General features: G+C 66.0%; 16 protein-coding genes. 3 read left to right on the top strand and 13 right to left on the bottom strand.

Annotated features, from left to right (window positions below):
- The first annotated feature begins 67 nt into the window (after nt 1-67).
- The 3 genes from QQL28_RS05145 to QQL28_RS05155 are packed head-to-tail and all read left to right on the top strand — an operon-like array spanning nt 68 to nt 3,059.
- Complete coding sequence (locus tag QQL28_RS05145) at nt 68-1,810, top strand: fumarate reductase/succinate dehydrogenase flavoprotein subunit (RefSeq protein ID WP_284261833.1); 1,743 nt, start codon at nt 68-70, stop codon at nt 1,808-1,810.
- Nucleotides 1,811-1,845: 35 nt separating this feature from the next.
- Nucleotides 1,846-2,079, top strand: a complete 234-nt coding sequence (locus tag QQL28_RS05150; protein ID WP_008141081.1) for a 4Fe-4S dicluster domain-containing protein — start codon at nt 1,846-1,848, stop codon at nt 2,077-2,079.
- 2 nt (nt 2,080-2,081) lie between these two features.
- A complete protein-coding gene (locus QQL28_RS05155; protein WP_284261876.1) occupies nt 2,082-3,059 on the top strand; it encodes a HEAT repeat domain-containing protein in 978 nt (325 codons plus the stop codon).
- A 3-nt stretch (nt 3,060-3,062) separates the two neighbouring features.
- On the opposite strand, the gene QQL28_RS05160 is transcribed toward QQL28_RS05155, so the two are convergent.
- The 13 genes from QQL28_RS05160 to QQL28_RS05220 form a co-directional block, all read right to left on the bottom strand.
- Entirely contained in the window at nt 3,063-3,689 is a 627-nt protein-coding gene (locus QQL28_RS05160) for an FMN-dependent NADH-azoreductase (protein ID WP_284261878.1), read from the bottom strand.
- 3 nt (nt 3,690-3,692) lie between these two features.
- Nucleotides 3,693-5,261, bottom strand: a complete 1,569-nt coding sequence (locus QQL28_RS05165; protein ID WP_284261880.1) for an isochorismatase family protein — start codon at nt 5,259-5,261, stop codon at nt 3,693-3,695.
- A 75-nt stretch (nt 5,262-5,336) separates the two neighbouring features.
- On the bottom strand, nt 5,337-6,185 hold the full coding sequence (locus tag QQL28_RS05170) for an MBL fold metallo-hydrolase (RefSeq protein WP_284261882.1): 849 nt from the start codon (nt 6,183-6,185) through the stop codon (nt 5,337-5,339).
- A gap of 41 nt (nt 6,186-6,226) precedes the next feature.
- Nucleotides 6,227-7,111 (bottom strand): amidohydrolase family protein, encoded by an 885-nt coding sequence (locus QQL28_RS05175; protein WP_284261884.1) that lies wholly within the window; start codon nt 7,109-7,111, stop codon nt 6,227-6,229.
- A complete protein-coding gene (locus QQL28_RS05180; RefSeq protein WP_284261886.1) occupies nt 7,108-8,229 on the bottom strand; it encodes a vWA domain-containing protein in 1,122 nt (373 codons plus the stop codon). Before QQL28_RS05180 ends, QQL28_RS05175 begins: the two co-directional genes overlap by 4 nt.
- A complete protein-coding gene (locus tag QQL28_RS05185; RefSeq protein ID WP_284261888.1) occupies nt 8,226-9,107 on the bottom strand; it encodes an AAA family ATPase in 882 nt (293 codons plus the stop codon). The genes QQL28_RS05180 and QQL28_RS05185 overlap by 4 nt, the downstream gene beginning before the upstream one ends.
- 8 nt (nt 9,108-9,115) lie before the next feature.
- Entirely contained in the window at nt 9,116-10,138 is a 1,023-nt protein-coding gene (locus QQL28_RS05190) for a xanthine dehydrogenase family protein molybdopterin-binding subunit (protein ID WP_284261890.1), read from the bottom strand.
- The gene (locus QQL28_RS05195) at nt 10,139-11,728 is read right to left on the bottom strand and encodes a xanthine dehydrogenase family protein molybdopterin-binding subunit (RefSeq protein WP_284261892.1); all 1,590 of its coding nucleotides are present in this window, start codon (nt 11,726-11,728) and stop codon (nt 10,139-10,141) included. It lies immediately after the preceding gene.
- Between the two features lie 11 nt (nt 11,729-11,739).
- Nucleotides 11,740-12,216 (bottom strand): (2Fe-2S)-binding protein, encoded by a 477-nt coding sequence (locus tag QQL28_RS05200; protein WP_284261895.1) that lies wholly within the window; start codon nt 12,214-12,216, stop codon nt 11,740-11,742.
- 6 nt (nt 12,217-12,222) lie between these two features.
- Nucleotides 12,223-13,041 (bottom strand): FAD binding domain-containing protein, encoded by an 819-nt coding sequence (locus QQL28_RS05205; RefSeq protein ID WP_284261897.1) that lies wholly within the window; start codon nt 13,039-13,041, stop codon nt 12,223-12,225.
- A gap of 2 nt (nt 13,042-13,043) precedes the next feature.
- A complete protein-coding gene (locus QQL28_RS05210) occupies nt 13,044-13,487 on the bottom strand; it encodes an SRPBCC family protein (protein WP_284261899.1) in 444 nt (147 codons plus the stop codon).
- A gap of 2 nt (nt 13,488-13,489) precedes the next feature.
- A complete protein-coding gene (locus tag QQL28_RS05215) occupies nt 13,490-13,927 on the bottom strand; it encodes an SRPBCC family protein (protein WP_157331006.1) in 438 nt (145 codons plus the stop codon).
- Between the two features lie 10 nt (nt 13,928-13,937).
- Nucleotides 13,938-16,838 (bottom strand): flotillin family protein, encoded by a 2,901-nt coding sequence (locus QQL28_RS05220; RefSeq protein ID WP_284261904.1) that lies wholly within the window; start codon nt 16,836-16,838, stop codon nt 13,938-13,940.
- Between the last annotated feature and the right edge of the window lie 19 nt (nt 16,839-16,857).

The raw sequence follows: 16,857 nt of genomic DNA on the forward strand, positions 1-16,857 counted from the left end.
TGAACGAAGCTCACCTGAACAAATCTGATGCAAAGGCGCCGGGCGTCCGGCGAACCAGGAGCAAGCGATGGCACTAGATCAGATCGTCGACGGACTTTCGGAGGTTTCCTGCGATGTGCTGGTCATCGGCGGCGGCACGGCCGGCCCGATGGCGGCGCTGAAGGCGAAACTGAAGAACCCGAAGGCCAACGTCGTCCTGCTCGAAAAGGCCAACGTCAAGCGCTCCGGCGCGATCTCGATGGGCATGGACGGGCTGAACAACGCCGTGATCCCCGGCTATGCGACGCCGGAGCAGTACACCAAGGAGATCACCATCGCGAACGACGGCATCGTCGATCAGAAGGCGGTCTATAAATACGCTCAAAACTGCTACAAAATCATCGAGGAGCTCGACAGCTTCGGCATCCGCTTCCTGAAGAATGAGAACGGCGACTATGCCGTGAAGAAGGTGCATCACATCGGCACCTACGTTCTGCCGATGCCGAACGGCGAGACCGTGAAGAAGGCGCTGTACCGCCAGCTCCGCCGCGCTCGTATCCTGATCTCCAACCGCTACATGGCGACGCGGCTGCTGAAGTCGTCCGACGGGCGCATTGCGGGTGCGATCAGCGTCAACACCCGCACCGCCGAGATGCTCGTGATCAAGGCCAAGGCCGTGATCCTGTGCATGGGCGCCGCCGGCCGGCTCGGCCTGCCGACGTCGGGTTACATGTTCGGTACCTACGAGAACGCCGCCAATTCCGGCGACGGCTACGCCATGGCCTATCACGCGGGCGCGGCGCTCGCGAACCTCGAATGCTTCCAGATCAATCCGCTGATCAAGGACTATAACGGTCCGGCCTGCGCCTATGTCGCCGGCCCCTTCGGCGCCTACACTGCCAACAACGAGGGCTCGCGCTTCATCGAGTGCGACTACTGGTCCGGACAGATGATGCTGGAGTTTTATAACGAGCTTCTGTCCGGTAAGGGGCCGGTGTTCCTCCAGCTCAAGCACCTCCATCCCGACACCATTTCGGAGATCGAATCGACGCTGCACAAGGTGGAGCGGCCGACGCGCGGCCTGTTCCAGCAGGGACGCGGCGTGGATTACCGCAGCGAGTCGATCGAGATGCACATCTCCGAGATCGGCTTCTGCTCCGGCCACAGCGCATCCGGCGTGTTCGTCGACGACAATGCGCGCACCACCGTGCCCGGCCTCTATGCCGCCGGCGACATGGCGAGCGTGCCGCACAACTACATGCTGGGCGCCTTCACCAACGGCTCGGTCGCTGGTATCGATGCGATGGAGTTCGCCGACAGCCACGACTTTGCGGAGTTCGATGCGAGCGAGGTGGTGAAGGAACGCGAGCGCGTGATGGCGCCGACCACGCGCGAGGACGGCATTCCGCCGAACCAGATCGAGTACAAGACCCGGCGCCTGGTCAACGACTATCTCCAGCCGCCAAAAGTCACCCGCAAATACGAGCTCGGCATGCGCCGCCTCGCCGAGGTGCGCGAGGACATGCAGGAGCGCATGATCGCGCGCAACGCGCATGAACTGCTACGCGCGCTCGAAGTGCAGTCGATCATGGATTGCGCGGATATGGCGGCCCACGCCTCGCTCTACCGCGAGGAGAGCCGCTGGGGCCTCTACCACTGGCGCACGGACTTCCCGGAGAAGGACAACGAGAACTGGTTCTGCCACACGCTGCTCAGCAAGCAGGACGGCAAGATGGCTAGCGAGAAGCGCGCGGTCGAGCCCTATGTCGTGCCGATCGCCGACGACGAGAAGGACCTCTACGACAAGCAGCGCATCCGGGCGAGCGCCTGAGCCCGCCGTACAGCAACGCAACAGGAGATCTCGAAATGCCTCTCGCTTCCTATCAGACCTCGGTCCCGGTGGTGGTCGACGACGCCAAATGCATTGCGGACAAGGGCTGCACGGTCTGCGTCGACGTCTGCCCGCTCGACGTGCTCCGTATCAGCGACATGACGGGCAAGGCCTACATGGCCTATGACGAGTGCTGGTACTGCATGCCCTGCGAGGCGGATTGCCCGACCGGCGCGGTCACCGTCAACATTCCCTATCTCTTGAGGTGAGCATGTCGAGCCCGTTCGAATCCTACGACGATCTCGACGACGCCGACGAGCGGCTCCAGGCCGCCGACCCAGCCGAGCGTCGCGTGGCCATCATCGCGCTCGGCCATTCCGGCGATCCCGCCGCGGTCGGCCATCTCGCCAACATGGTGTCCGATCCCGACGCCGGCGTGCGCCAGCAGGTCGCGATGGCGCTCGGGGAGTTCGACGGGCCGGAGGCGGCAAACGCGCTGGTGCAGCTGCTCGTCGATCCCGAACGGATCGTGGCGTCGGCTGCTGCCGACAGCATGGCCGAGTTCAAGGATCCGGCGTGCGCGGACGTCATCCTGCCGCTGGTGAAACATCCTCACGCCTTCGTCCGGATGGGCGCGCTGCGCGCGCTGAAGGAGCTGCGGCGCAAGGACACGCTGAAGCCGGCGCTGGAAGCGCTCCAGGATGGCGATGCCGCGGTGCGCGTGCAGGCGATCGGCGTCATCGGTTTCCTGAAGCTCGAAGAGTCGATTCCCGCGCTGACCGCGCTGATCCACGATCCCGACGCCCATGTACGCCGCGCCGCGGTGAGTGCGCTCGCCTTTTCGCACCTGAAGCCGGCGGCCGAGACGATCACCCGCGCGCTCAGGGACGCCGACTGGATGGTCCGCGAGATGGCGGCCGAGACGCTGGGGCTCAACGTCAACGGTTCGCTCGCGGCCGATCAGCTCATCGCCTCGCTTGCCGACGAGTTCTGGCAGGTCCGGCTCAAGACGATCCGCAGCCTCGGCAAGATGAAGATCGAGCGCGCCGTGCGCCCGATCGGCAATTGCATCAACCACGAGCAGGCGAATTTGCGCAAGGAGGCGGCTGCCGCGCTCGGCGAGATTGCCGATCCCGAGGGCGAGGCGTACCTCGCCGTGGTCGCCAACGATCCCGATCCCGACGTGCGCAAGAACGCGCGCTGGGCGCTCCAGCAGATCGCTGCGCGAAAGGCGCGGGCCGGATCGTAAGCGTCAAAACCGCATCGCCATCTCGGCGAGGCGGCGATGGGCGGCCTCGCGCGCGGCGCGGATCGGCTCGACCGGTCCCGCCGTCGGGCCGATCGGCACGAAACGCACGTCGTTCACGCCGATGAAGCGCAGCGCCTCGCGCAGATACGGCGTCGCCATGTCCATGCGGCCGCGGTTCATCCCAGTCGCATAATCGCTGCCGCTTGCCAGGATCACCAGCGTCGGCCGGTCCTTCAGCAGCGGAAAATAGCCCTGTGACGGATCGAAGCGGAAGGTCAGTCCGGGCTGGATGATGACGTCGAACCACTGCTTCAGCTTGTAGGGGATGCCGAAATTCCACATCGGCGTCGAGATCAGCACGCGGTCGGCGAGCGAGAATCGGAGCGCGATCCGCTCGGCCTCGGCGAATGTAACCCGCTGCGCGTCGTTGAAGGCCTTCGCCTTCATGCGCGCATATTTGGCCTCGACGATGGGGCCAACGAACTCGGGCATGCGCTCCCGCCAGAGGTCCATCACGTCGATATCCCAATCCGGGTGTGCCTGGCGGAAGCCCTCGAGGAAGATTCGCGCGCCGGCGCTCGACTCGGAGTCGGCGCGCGGCGAGCAGGACAGGTGCAGGAGCTTTGCCACCGCTCATCCCAGCGCTCTGATGACGGTCTCGGCCTTGGTGACGACGGCCACGTTCTGCATGGCGAAGTTGACTGAAGCGTTGTGCCAGTCGGCGTTCATGGTCGAGCAGCAATCCTCCGGCACGATCATGAAATAGCCCTTGTCCGCACCGGTGCGCGCCGTGTGCTCGACCGACATATTGGTCCAGGCACCGGTGTTGATGATCATGTCGCGCCCGGTCGCCTTGAGGATCGTCTCGAGCTTGGTGCCTTCCCATGCGCTCATGCGCATCTTCTCGACCACGAAGTCGCCGGGCCGCGGCTCCAGGCCTGACACGGGCGCCGCGCCCCAGCTTCCCCGCACCAACGCCTTGCTGTCGACCAGCCCCTCGAACAGCGGTGCGTTGAGCGTCACGCCGGGCGCGCCCGGCTCCACCACGAACCAGACATGGATGATGGCAACGCCGCGCCCGCGCGCAACCTCGGCGAGCCGGCGTACGTTTTCGATCACGTTTTGCTGACGTGCATGCACGGGGGCGCCGGACTCGGCAAAGGCGCCGCCATCCATGACGACGTCGTTCTGAAGATCCAGGATGATCATGGCGCAGCGCTGTGGATCGAGCCGCATCTCACCGTCGGTCAGGATCGGCGCGGCTGCGGAGGAACTCGCGCCCGCGCCGCCGCGCTTCCCGCTCATATAGGGCTCGTGCCGCGGTCCCGTTTTGGTCGGGATCGCGTAGACTGAATGCGTCGCGGTCAGATAGAGCATGCGAAAATCCGGCCCGCCCCAAGCGAGGTTGGCGACGAGCTCCGGCACGCGCACCTTGCCGAGCAACTCCCCCCTCGGCGAATAGACCCAGACGCCACCGGGCGCGGTGACCCAGACGTTGCCGTGCTGATCGCACTTCATGCCGTCGGGCAGACCGGGCTCGAGCTCGGACTTGATGCCGCTTGCAAACACACGGGCGTTGCCGAGCGATCCGTCGGCGGCGACGTCGAAGACGCGGATCAGCGCCTGCACGGTGTCGTTGACGTAGAGCAGCTTCTCGTCCGGCGAGAAGCAGAGTCCATTCGGCTGGTCGAACAGGTTGCGCTCGACCACGAGTTGTGGCTCGCTGCCTGGCACGACGCGATAGACGCCCTGGAAGCCGAGCTGGCGCGGCCGTTCGACGCCATAGACGGGCATGCGCCCATACCAGGGATCGCTGAAATAGATCGCGCCGGAGGAGTGCACGCAGACGTCGTTGGGGCTGTTCAGCTCCTGACCCCCAAAGTGCGAGGCGAGCACCTCGCGCCGGCCATCAGGCCGCTCGCGAATGAGCGAGGACGTCGCGTGCTCGCAGACGATCAGGTTCAGTTCGGCATCATAGGTCATGCCGTTGCATTTGTTCGCGGGGCGCTTGACCTCGACGACACCGCGCCGCGCATCCCAGCGCCTGCGCACGTCGCCCGGCATGTCAGAAAACAGCAGGTAATGATCGACCGGATGCCAGATCGGCCCTTCCGTGAAGTCAAAACCCGTGCCGACCTGGCCGACCGGCGCATAGGGGTCGATCAGGGTCTCGAATTCCGAACGCAAGGTGACGTGGGTCATCGGTCGATCCTCAAAAGCATGATCCGGAAAAGTGTGAAGCGGTTTTCCGAAGAGATCATGCGCGAACAAAGAGCGTCAGGCCGGGAACCAGTTGCGTTGGGGCAGGGACTGCACGATCGGTCCCGGGACTTGGTCGTGCAGCCGTCCGACGACATTGCCGCCTTCGATCCTGGCAGGCCGGTCGTGCACGGGCAGGAGGTAGCGCGAATTGCTGAGGAGCTTCTTGATCGCCGCCTTCTCGGCGCGCTTGGTGGTGCCGTGATTGCCGGTCGTGCGCGGCTCCCAGTCGTGGATTTCGTGGAAGGGCGTGACGATCTGGTCGTTGAAGTCGTAGATCACGTCGCCGCAGATGGTCGCGATACCGTCGGCAGTGTGGACGATGATGTTCATCGAGCCTTCGGTGTGCGCATTCGCGGCATCGCAATAGACGCCGGGCATCAGCTCGATGGGACCGGTGATCTCGAGGTCGAGGAAGCGCAGTGCGCTCTTGGTGTGCAGACGGTCGATCAGGTGCTTGATGTCGGGCGCCGGATACTGCGGATGCATCAGGCCGGAGACGGAATATTCGAGCTCGCGGCGGTTGACGACGACTGTCGTGTTCATCGGGAACAGATCGTCCTTGCCGGCGTGGTCGATGTGCAGGTGGGTATGACAGACGAAGCGGACGTCGCCCATGCGCACGCCGTGGCGCGCAAGCTGGTTCTCGATCATGTGCTCGTGATACTGCAAACCCCGCATGCCCAGCGTTTCCATGATCTGGTTGGAGCGGTAGCCGGTGTCGACGACGACCGGGTAGGGGCCCCCAAGGATCAGGAAGCCGAGCGTGAGGACGCGGCGGGTGCGGCCGCAGTCGCGGCCCAGCACCAGAAAGCTCGATTCCAGCTCGATGTCACCATAGTCCAGGATCTTGATCTCCAGCGGCATTCTTTCCCCTCCCTGTCTCTGCTCGTGTGTTGCCTCTGCGCTCAGAGCCGATAGACGCGCATGGCAGTTGCTCCAAAGATTGCCTCGTGTTGCCCGACGCTCAGCGGCGCGGCAGCGGTGCGGAAGGTGGCGATCAGCTCGCGGTAGCTGGTCCACAATTTCTCGATCGGGAAATTCGAGCCGAACAGACACCGCTCGGCGCCGAAGATCATGACGGTGTCGGCGACGACAGCGGCGATATGCGCGGGGGCGTTGCGGTGGATGAACGTCCCGAGGCCGGAGAGTTTGGAATAGACGTTCGGGCACGCCGCAAGGCGGCTCATGCCGACGCGCCATGCGGTGCGGCCCGCGGGCGACAGGTCCTCCAGCATGCCGGCATGCTGGAGGATGAAGGTCACCTCCGGGCAGGCCTCGGCAAGGCTCGCCGCATCCTGCATCTGCGGGGCGAAGACCTGCAGATCGAAGCTCCAGCCATAGTCGGCGAGATACCCGATGTTGCGCCGGATCATGGGGTCGAGACACAGATCGGGCCGGGCCGCAAAGCGATAGAGCGGGTTGTCGTGCCAGTGCAGCTGCATGCGCACGCCGCGCACCAGCGGATAGCGCTTCAGGCGATCGAGCTGCGGGCGTACGTCGTCGGCGGCGAAGTTGGCATAGGCGACGATGGCATGCGGCCAGCCGTGCTCGTCGGCGGTCTGCTGCACCCAGGCGGCCTCATCCTCAAACCGGTCATTGGCCCAGTTGGTCTGGACGTAGACCGAGCGGGTGACGCCGGTGTCTTTGAGATCCTCGAGATATTCCTCGATCGGATAGTCGCGGCGGATGGGCTCGTAGGCGCCGAAGATCCGCGGCTGCATGGGGCCGATCAGCCAGGGCAGGTCGGCCTGGCGCCAGATGTGATGGTGGCCGTCGACGATCCCGGTCACGCCGCTCTCCTTCGTCCGAGCGCCAGCACATGCGCGACGATCGACGCGCTCGAACTACCGTCGACGAGATCGTCGACGAAGCGTTCGATCGCGACCAGCGCCGCGGTCTGCGGACGGAAACCTGCGCCCGTTGCGAGGGGCGTCAGCCAGCTCACCCGCCAGGCGCGCCGCGACAATTTTGCGACCGCGTCGCGCAGCGCGTCGGGTTCGCCGCGCTCGAGGCCGTCAGAGACGATGACGACGGCGGCACCTCTCGCATAGCCGCCGAAGCGCGGCACAGCGAGGAAGGCTTGCAGCGCATCGCCGATGCGGGTGCCGCCGTCCCAGTCGCTGACGAGATGCGCGGCGGCATTGAGCGCCTGCTCTCGGCGCTTGATGCGCAATGCGCGGGTCACGCGGGTCAGTCGCGTGCCGAGGGTAAAAACCTCGATGGTGGGCGCGGCCTGCACCAGCGCGTGCGCGAGCTTCATGTTCTCCTCGGTGCGGGCCTTCATCGAGCCGGAGACGTCGATCAGGAGCAGGAATTTGCGCGGGCGTTGCCGCCGCTTCAGGTGCCCGAGCCGCAAGATCTCGCCATCGCTGCGGACGGTATCGCGCAAGGTGCGGCGCAGGTCTGCAAACGGCCCGCGGCGCGCGCGCATGCGGCGATGGCCGCGCCGCTTCGGCAGGCGCCGCGGTGCCTCGCGCGCCAGGCGGCGCAGTGCATCGCTGGTCGAGGTGACGGCGAACCGCCGTTCGACCAGGGCCTCGGCGCGTGTGGCGGTCAGCCCGGATTCGCTGGCTTCATCGGACAGCAGCGGTTCCTCTTCGCCGCGGCCCTCCTCTTGCAGCCGCACGGTCTCGTCGTCTTCACCCTCGTCGGTCCGCTCGATCGTCTCGCTGCCGCGGAAGTGCAGATCGAACAGCCGATCGAAGGTGGCGCGACGTTCGGGCGGCGGGGCGAGCGTTGCGAGAGCCGACTGCCGAATGTCGTCGAGGCTGCGCGGGCCGAGCAGACCGATCGCGGCGAGGAAGGACGTGGTCTGTTCCGGCGCAACGGCAAAGCCGTTGGCGCGCAGAAGCGCCGAGAAGGAGATGAAGACGCGGACGGCGCGCGGCAACTGCGGTTCGGTGCTCATGCAGAAGCCTCCGCGAGCAAGGCATCGAGCCGCGGCGAGATGAAGTGCAGATCTTCCTCATCCTTGAGTGCAACGCCGATCGAACGTTTGAACGCGTCCGGCCAGTGCGCGCCGCCCTTGTGCAGCAACGTCGCGGCCTCGGCCCAGTCGACGGCCTCGGCGATGCCCGGCGCCTTGCTCAGCGGCTCCCGCCGCAGCTTCTCGACGGCCGCCACCACGGCGCGTGCGGTGCTCTCGGCGACGCTGGAGGCCCGCATCATCACGATGCGCGCCTCGCGCTCGGTGGTGGGATAGTCGATCCAGTGATAGACGCAGCGCCGGCGCAAGGCTTCATGTAGGTCGCGTGTGCGGTTGGAGGTCAGCACCACGACGGGCCGCTCGGCCGCGCGCACCGTGCCGCGCTCGGGAATGGAGATCTGGAAATCGGACAGGAATTCGAGCAGAAACGCCTCGAACTCCTGGTCGGCGCGATCGACCTCGTCGATCAGCAGCACGGTGGAATCAGGCGCGCGCAGCGCGGCCAGCATGGGACGCTCGATCAAAAACGTCTCGCCATAGATGTCGATGCTCTCGTCGCCGGCCTGACGGATCGCGAGCATCTGGCGCGGATAGTTCCACTCGTAGAGCGCGGCGGCCGCGTCGATGCCCTCGTAGCATTGCAGACGGATCAGGCGGCGGCCGAGCACGGCGGCGATCGCCTTGGCGGCCTCGGTCTTGCCGACACCCGGCGCGCCCTCCAGCAGCAGCGGCTTGCCGAGCGCGAGACCGAGATAGGCCGCGGTCGCGAGCCCTTCGTCGGCGAGGTAATAGGCCGCGCGCAGCGCCTTCTCCAGCGCCTCCGGGCCATCGATGCCGACGATGTTGCTGCGAACCGCCACGGCAAACCTCAGCGCCGCGCCTGCGGCCGCGCGCCGCCCTGGGCCTTGATCGCGCGTAGCACTTTTTCCGGCGTAATCGGCAAATCGTCGATGCGCACGCCGACGGCGTTGAAGATCGCGTTGGCAACGGCGGGCAGCACCGGGTTGGCGCACATCTCGCCGGGGCCCTTGGCGCCGAACGGGCCATCGGGAGCGGGACGCTCCAGCACGGCGATGTCGTGCGGGCAGATGTCGCCGGGGCCGGGCATCAGATATTCGACGAAGTCGCGCGGCCCATGAACGGGATCGGGATAATAAGGCTCCGGTGTTTCGTAGAGCGCGTGGCTGACACCCATCCAGGCGCCGCCGACGAGCTGCTGTTCGACCAGGCGCGGGTTGAGCGCGCGGCCGAGTTCATAGGCGGAATCCATGCGCACCATGGCGACCTCGCCGGTCTCGTCATCGACCTCGACTTCCGCGACGAGGCAGGCATGCGCATAGCAGGTCGCCGGCGACATCTCGCCGGTCTCAGGATTGACCTCGGAGAGCGGCACCAGGAAGATGCCGCGGCCCGAGATCGTCTTGCCCTGCTTGAACTGCGCGGCGATCGCGACGTCCTTGGTCGAGATCGAGCGATGTGGTGCGCCCTTGACGTGGATGTTGCCGCGCCCGTCGGTCTCGAGATCGGCGGCGTTGACCTCGAGCTCTTCTGCGGCGGCCTCCATCATCACGCCGCGCGCCTCGCGCGCCGCGGCCATCACCGCATTGCCGACGCGGTGAGTGCCGCGCGAGGCGAACGAGCCCATGCAATGCGGGCCGGTGTCGGAATCCGCCGTGTCGACATAGACGTCTTCAACAGGCACGCCCAGCGTCTCCGCGCAGATTTGCCGCGTCACCGACTTCATGCCTTGGCCGAGATCGATCGAGGACAGCGCCACCGTGAACTTGCCGCTGGGATTGGAATGAACCAGCGCCTGGCTCGGATCGCCGCCGAGATTCATGCCGATGGGATAGTTGATCGACGCCATGCCGCGTCCGCGATGCCGGGTCATCTAGCGCCTCCTGGTGCCGAAGACGGACGAGAAACGTGCCGCGCCATGCGAGGGCGCCGTGGGCCGGGGTGAGGGCGGCGATGCTGGTGGCGGCGGCTCACGCGGCGGCTCGCGGGTGATGGTGGGCGGAAGCCGGTCATAGGTCGTACGCTGCTGCGCCGGCGCTGCCGGCCGCGCACGCGAATCCGCTGGGGTCGGTGGGATGACGGCGCGACTGCCGCCGCCGTCCTTGCGCGAGGAGGCGCGCCTGAACTCCTCGCGGATCGGCCACTTCGCCTTCTCGGCGGCGACCTGGACGCATTCGATCAGCGCGGTGTTCTTCGCCTCACGCCGATGCGCCTTCATGTCGCCGTCGCGATAAGCGTTGAGGATGCGGAACTCCATCGGATCCATGCCGACGAGATGCGCGAGCTTGTCCATCTGGCATTCGATGGCAAAATCCATCGCGGTAACGCCGAAGCCGCGCATCGCGGTTGCCGGCGTGCGGTTGGTGAAGACGCAATAGACGTCGCCATAGACGTTCGGGATGGTGTAAGGCCCCGGCAGATGTGCGGCGCACTTCACCGCGGCATAGCTGGACAGCCTTGTATAGGCGCCACTGTCGAAGTAGGCGCGGATCTTGCGCGCGACGATGCGGCCGTCGCGCATGACGCCATCCTTGATGTAGATGCGCTCGGCGCCGCGCGGCGGGCCGTATTGCATCTCTTCCTCGCGCCCGAACACGTAGCGCACGGGGCGGCCGGTCAGCATCGCGCCGAGGATGGCGAGCGGTTCGGTCAACGTATCCACCTTGCCGCCGAAGCCGCCGCCGACCGTGCCGCCGATGAAGTGGAAAGTGTTGGAGGGCACGTCCAGGATCTTGGCGCAGGTGTCGACCGAGAAGAATAGCGCCTGGGTCGAGGTGTAGACGACGTAGCGGCCGTTGGTGTCCGGCGCGGCGATCGCGCCGTTGGTCTCTGTCGGCGCATGTTCGATCGGCGACATCTGGTAGCGCTGTTCCAGCACGTGATCGGCGGTCGCAAGCGCTGCATCGGCATCGCCGAAGCGCAGCCTCTGGTGGTCGTAGACGTCGTGGTAGATGAAGGCGTTCTTCGGATAGGTCTCGTTGACCACGGGCGCGCCGGGCTTGAGCGCCTCCTCGACGTCGAACAGGGTCGGTAGCGGCTCGTAGTCGATGCGCACCTTGGCGGTCGCCTCAAAAGCCTCGCGCTCGCTGTCGGCGACGATGGCGACGATCGGCTCGCCCTTGTAGCGGACCTTGTCGACCGCCAGCGACGGCTCGTCGTCCTTGCCGAAATTGATCAGGCTGAGCAGCGTATTGAGATTGCGCGGCACGTCGGCGCCGCGGATGATCCGGCGCACGCCCACCGAGCGCTCGGCATCGGTCGTATCGATGCGGCGCAGCCGCGCATGCGCCTGCGTTGACCGGACCACCTTCAAATGCAGCATGCCCTGGAGCTTGTGGTCGCCAAAATAGGTCGAAGTGCCCGTGACATGGCCGAGCATGTCCTGGCGCTGCGTGCCCTTGCCGATCTCTTTCAGATTGTCGTCGCGCTCGTCGGCGAAGATGTCCTTGCGCAATTCCAGCATGGCAAATGTCCTCAGGCGCTGGCCCGGCCGCCCGAGGCGGCGAGGATGGCGTTGATGATCGGCTCGTAGCCGGTGCAGCGGCAGATGTTTCCGGAGATGGCTTCCACGATCTCGGCGCGGCTCGGCTGCGGGTTGCGGTCGAGCAGGGCCTTTGCGGCCATCAGCATGCCCGGCGTGCAATAACCGCATTGAGCGGCGAAATTGTCGGCGAAGGCGCGCTGGAGCGGGTGCAGGTTCGGTCCCTGCTTCAGGCTGTCGAGCGTCTCGACGGACCGGCCGGCGACGGTCTCGGCGAGCGTCAGGCAGGAGAGATAAAGCTCGCCGTCAACAAGCACGCTGCACGTGCCGCAGCCACCCTGGCCGCAGCCGAATTTCGGCGTCATGTCGCCGATCAACTCCCGCAGTGCCACCAGCAGATTGGTGCCACCATCGACGAAGATGGCGACTTCGCGGCCGTTGTGACGAAATTGCAGGGGCGTCTTGGACATGGCGGTCTATTCCTGACCCGAGAGAAGGCGACGCAGGTGCACGCCGACGATCTCGCGGCGATACCAGGCGCTGCCCAGCGCATTGTCGGATGGCGATGTCCCTTCGCTAGCCGCGGAGGCTGCGGCTGCGATGGTGGCGGCGTCGAGGATGCGACCCTCCAGCGCGCGCTCGGCGGCACGCGCGCGGATCTGCGTCGGTGCCATCGAGCCCAGCGCGATGCGGGCGCCGGCGATGCGGCCGCCGCTGATCGGCAGGTGCGCAGCGAGCGTGATGACGGAGCCGCCCTTGGGCTTGATGCGGGCGATCTTGCGATAGCGGAAGGCCTCCGCGCTCGCCGGCCGGGCGCAGGAAACCGACAGCACCAGCGTTCCGGCTTGCCGCTCACGCGATTGCAGGAATTCCTCGATCGGGATATCGCGTGCGCCAAAGCCGCCTTGCACGGCGACGGTGGCATCGAGCGCGAGCAGGGCGACCGTGAAATCACCATAGGGATTGGGTGCGAAGAGATTGCCGCCGACCGTTCCCATGTTGCGCACCGCAGGCCCGCCGATCGAGCGGGCGGGGGCGTGCAGGAAGGCAAGATCGCGCTCAGCGAGGACGCGCGCAAAGGTGACGCCGGCGCCCAGTGTGATCCGCGGGCCCGATGCGTCGATCCGGGTCAGCGTCTGGTCATTGGTGCGAACGACGGTCGAGATCGAGACGTCGCCCTCGTTCAACGCGCGCATCACCAGCGTGCCGCCACCGAGATAACGCGCGGCCCGGTCCGATGACAGCGCGGCCGCAGCCTCATTCGAGCTGGCAAAGGTCTTCACCGTGACAGCCATGGTCAGGCAGCCTCCTTCAGGTGTCTGCGGATGGCCTCAAATCCGGCCTGATAGATGTCTTCGGAGACCAAGCGCGTCATGCGGTCGCGGTCCTCCGGCCTGGTCGTGAAGCGCGACTCCCAGTGCCAGAAGGTGCGGTCGCCGTCAGTGACCGGGAACAGGCGAACATGGGCCACGTAATTGAACAGCGGGATCGGCGTATCGAGCAGGCAGTAGCTATAGGTCTGTTCGAGATCGGACAGCGCCAGTAGCTGCTCGCGCAGCTCCGAGCCATCCTTCAGCTTGACGCGCCTGACACAGCCGATCTTGTCCGACGACTGCGCGCGCTCGATGGCGGAGGTCGCCAGCGCCGGATGCCAGCGATCAAACCCGTTGAAATCGCGCAGCACATCCCATACCGCGTCGGTCGGCGCATCGACGATCGTGCTCTTGACGATATGCGGCACGCCTAGCCTCCGAACACACGTTTCAGAGCATCGAAACCGCCCTGGAACACGCCACCGCCGATATTGTTGACGAGCTCGGTCTCCCGCTCCGGCGCACAGTCGAATTCGGCGGTCCATTCCATAAAAGTCTGATCGCCATCCGTCACGGGCGTGAGCCGCAGCGTCGCGACATAGTTCTCGACGCCCATGGGGGATTCCAGGATCGAGTAGGTGCAGAACATGTCGTAGTCGGAGAGGCCGAGCAGCTTCTCGCGGATGCGGTCGCCGTTGCGGAGGCGAAAATCCCTAACGCAGCCGATCTTGTCCGAGGGCTCGCCGCCTTCGATGCGGCTTTCCGCAATCGCGGGGTGCCAGTTCGGCATGCCGTTGAAATCGCGCACCCGCGCCCAGACGCGGTCGTTGCGCGCATTGACGACGGTGGAGACGTAGACGCGGGCCATGATCTAGACCTCAGCTTTTCTTCCGCGGGCCGCGCTCGGCCGGCGGCCCACTTTCGGCGGAGGGCGCAGGCGAGGCGGCGGGCTTGTCGCCGCCGCTCTTGCGCGCGGAATCTTTGATCCCCTGCATGTCGCGAGCCTCGCGGATCAGGCCCGGCATTTTTGCGAGGCTGCCGCCCTCGACGCCGATATCTGACAGGATCGAGTCGATCAGCGGCGCCTGGACGCGGTAGCGGAGCGCCGAGTCGATCACCTCGTCTGTGGCGCTGCGGCCGCCATTGCCGCCACCATGGCCGGCGCCGTTGAGGCCGTCGACCTGGAGGATGCGAATGCCCTCGATCTTCTCCATCGGTTTGACGCTCTCGCGCACGATGCCCTCGATCCGGTCGAGTAGCTTTCTGCGGAATAGCGAGTAGCGCGCCTGATCGGTCAGCACGTTCTCGGCTTCATTCAGCATGCGCTGCGCCTCGGCCTCGACGGCGGCACGGACGCGCTCGGCCTCGGCGGCAATGCGGGTCTCCTCGGCCTGCTTCTCGGCGAGCAGCACCTCGACCGTCTTGCGTCGCTTGGCGATCTCGCTTTCCCGCGCCGTGACGACGCGTTCGGCCGCTTCCGTCGCTCGCATGCGGGCCTCCTCGGCGGCAGCGCGCGCAGCGGATTCCTCGAGTGACTTCTGATGGATGGCGATGGCCTTCTCCATCAGGACCGTCTCGACTTCCTTCTCGCGGTTCACTTCCAGCTTCCGCAGCTCGCGCTCGCGGCCGATGCGGGCTTCGTCGAGGCCGCGGTCGGACGCGATGCGTGCGCGCTCGACTTCCTCGCGGGAGACGATCTCGGCTTCCTGCAAGGATTGCACGCGAGCAACTTCCAGCTGCTCGATCGCGCGGCGGCGCTCGATACGGGCGGCTTCCAGCGCGTGCTCGCGCGAGACGTCAGTGGTTTCGACCTCCTTGCGCGCCACGATCTCGGCCTGCCTGACCTGGCGGTCGGCATCGATGCGCTCGGATTTCTTGCTTGAGAGCGCAATGACGCGGTCCTCGTCCGCGATTTCGATTGCCTTCTTCTGCTCGATGTTGAGCACCTCGCGCTTTTTCGAGGAGGTGATCCGCTCGGCTTCGAGCGCAAGGTCGACGCCGATGCGCTGGCGCTCGATGGCGTCACGCCTCTTCAACTCGGCCGCCTCCAATATGCCGGTCCGCTCGATTTCGAGCGCGCGGGTCTCCCGCTCGGCCTGGATGCGCTCGGCGGCAACCGCTTTCTCCTGCGCGATGCGCGCGGCCTCGATCGCCTCGCGGGAGGCGATGTCGGCTTCCTCTACAGTGCGGTTGCGGGCGATCTCGAGCGAGCGGACGCGCTCCTCCTGGGCGATGCGGGCCGCTTCCGTCGCTTCGCGTGCCGTGACGCCGGCGATATCCAGGGTCTGGTTACGATCGATCTCCAGCTGCCGCGTGTTCTGCTCGGCCGCAATGCGCTCGGCGGCGAGCGTTCGTTCGCGAGCGATGCGGGCGGCTTCGACCGAGCGCTGCGCCTCGATCTCGGCCTCCTGGATGGTGCGCACCTGCTGGATTTCCAGCGCGCGGGTGCGCTCGTCGGAGGAAATGCGCTCGACATTGACAATCATGGTCTGGGCGATGCGGGCCTTTTCGGTGGCCTCGCGTGCCGCGATCTCGGCCTCGTCGACGGCGCGGGTACGCTCGATCTCGCGGCGCCTTGTTTCTTCCTCGTTGGCAATGCGGGCGTCGGTCACCACGCGATCCTGCTGGATGCGGGCCTTCTCGATCGCCTCGCGCGCGGCGATCTCGGCTTCCTCGACGGTGCGCATCCGTTCGATCTCGCGCTGGCGCACCTCGCGCTCGGAGGCGATGCGCGTCGTGTCGATCGAGCGCTGGTTGGTGATCCGGGTTTTCTCGACCTCCTCGCGGGCAAGCAGCTCCTTCTCTTCGATGGTCCGGGTCCGCTCGATCTCCTTCTGGCGGGTCTCGCGCTCGGAGGCGATGCGGGCCTCCGCAATGGCCTGATCGTTGGCGATGCGGGCCTTTTCGATGGCCTCCCGCGCGGAAATCTGCGCCTGCTCGGCCTCGGTCTCCCGCAGCGCGCGCTCGCGGGCCACCTCAGTGCGCTGAAGCGCTCGGCGCATCTCGATGTCGCGTTCCTGCTCGAGGCGCGCAGTCTCGCTTTCGCGCTCGATCTCGAGCGCCTGCCGCTCGGCTTCCAGATTGCGGGAGCGGATCTTGATCATCGAGTCCTGCTCGATGTCGTTACGCAGCTTTCGCTTGGCCTCGATGTCCTCCATCAACCGCGTCAAGCCTTCGGCGTCGAAGCGGTTCGAGGGATTGAAGAATTCGAGGTCAGTCTGGTCGAGATCGGTAATCGCGACCGACTCGAGTTCGAGGCCGTTCTGGGCGAGGGCTTCGGCGGCATTGGTCTTGACGCGCGCGACGTAGTCGCCGCGCCGCTCGTGCATCTCCTCCATGGTCATCTCCGAAGCAACCGAGCGGATCGCGGAGATGAACTTGCCAGCTAGCAGCGCGTGGAGCTGCTCCGGCTCCATGGTGCGGCGGCCGAGCGTGGCGGCCGCGATCGAGACGGCTTCGCGGGTCGGCTGCACGCGGACGTAGAAGTCGGCCTCGATGTCGACGCGCATGCGGTCGCGGGTGATCACGGCGTCCTGCCTGGAACGTATGATCCCCATCGGCAGCACGTTCATGTTGACCGGCGTGTAGTCGTGGATGAAAGGCAGCACGAAAGCGCCGCCATTGATCACCACGCGCTCGCCGAGGAAGCCGGTCCGGACGAACGAGACCTCCTTGGATGAGCGATGGTACAGCCAGTTCACGATGTAGACGCCAACCACGATCACGATGATCGCGATGATCAGCCAGAGGATCAATTCACCGACCAAAATCCCCGACATCTTTCCCTCCTCGAACTTA

Origin of the sequence: Bradyrhizobium iriomotense (assembly GCF_030160715.1) — a bacterium.
GTDB classification, from domain to species: domain Bacteria; phylum Pseudomonadota; class Alphaproteobacteria; order Rhizobiales; family Xanthobacteraceae; genus Bradyrhizobium; species Bradyrhizobium iriomotense.

Bases quoted from the DNA above. Each gene is read 5' to 3' on its own strand.
- QQL28_RS05205 (WP_284261897.1), bottom strand. From the start codon at position 13,041: ATGGCTGTCACGGTGAAGACCTTTGCCAGCTCGAATGAGGCTGCGGCC.
- QQL28_RS05170 (WP_284261882.1), bottom strand. From the start codon at position 6,185: ATGCCGCTGGAGATCAAGATCCTGGACTATGGTGACATCGAGCTGGAA.
- QQL28_RS05155 (WP_284261876.1), top strand. From the start codon at position 2,082: ATGTCGAGCCCGTTCGAATCCTACGACGATCTCGACGACGCCGACGAG.
- QQL28_RS05180 (WP_284261886.1), bottom strand. From the start codon at position 8,229: ATGAGCACCGAACCGCAGTTGCCGCGCGCCGTCCGCGTCTTCATCTCC.
- QQL28_RS05195 (WP_284261892.1), bottom strand. From the start codon at position 11,728: ATGCTGGAATTGCGCAAGGACATCTTCGCCGACGAGCGCGACGACAAT.
- QQL28_RS05165 (WP_284261880.1), bottom strand. From the start codon at position 5,261: ATGACCCACGTCACCTTGCGTTCGGAATTCGAGACCCTGATCGACCCC.
- QQL28_RS05145 (WP_284261833.1), top strand. From the start codon at position 68: ATGGCACTAGATCAGATCGTCGACGGACTTTCGGAGGTTTCCTGCGAT.
- QQL28_RS05190 (WP_284261890.1), bottom strand. From the start codon at position 10,138: ATGACCCGGCATCGCGGACGCGGCATGGCGTCGATCAACTATCCCATC.
- QQL28_RS05215 (WP_157331006.1), bottom strand. From the start codon at position 13,927: ATGGCCCGCGTCTACGTCTCCACCGTCGTCAATGCGCGCAACGACCGC.
- QQL28_RS05200 (WP_284261895.1), bottom strand. From the start codon at position 12,216: ATGTCCAAGACGCCCCTGCAATTTCGTCACAACGGCCGCGAAGTCGCC.
- QQL28_RS05220 (WP_284261904.1), bottom strand. From the start codon at position 16,838: ATGTCGGGGATTTTGGTCGGTGAATTGATCCTCTGGCTGATCATCGCG.
- QQL28_RS05150 (WP_008141081.1), top strand. From the start codon at position 1,846: ATGCCTCTCGCTTCCTATCAGACCTCGGTCCCGGTGGTGGTCGACGAC.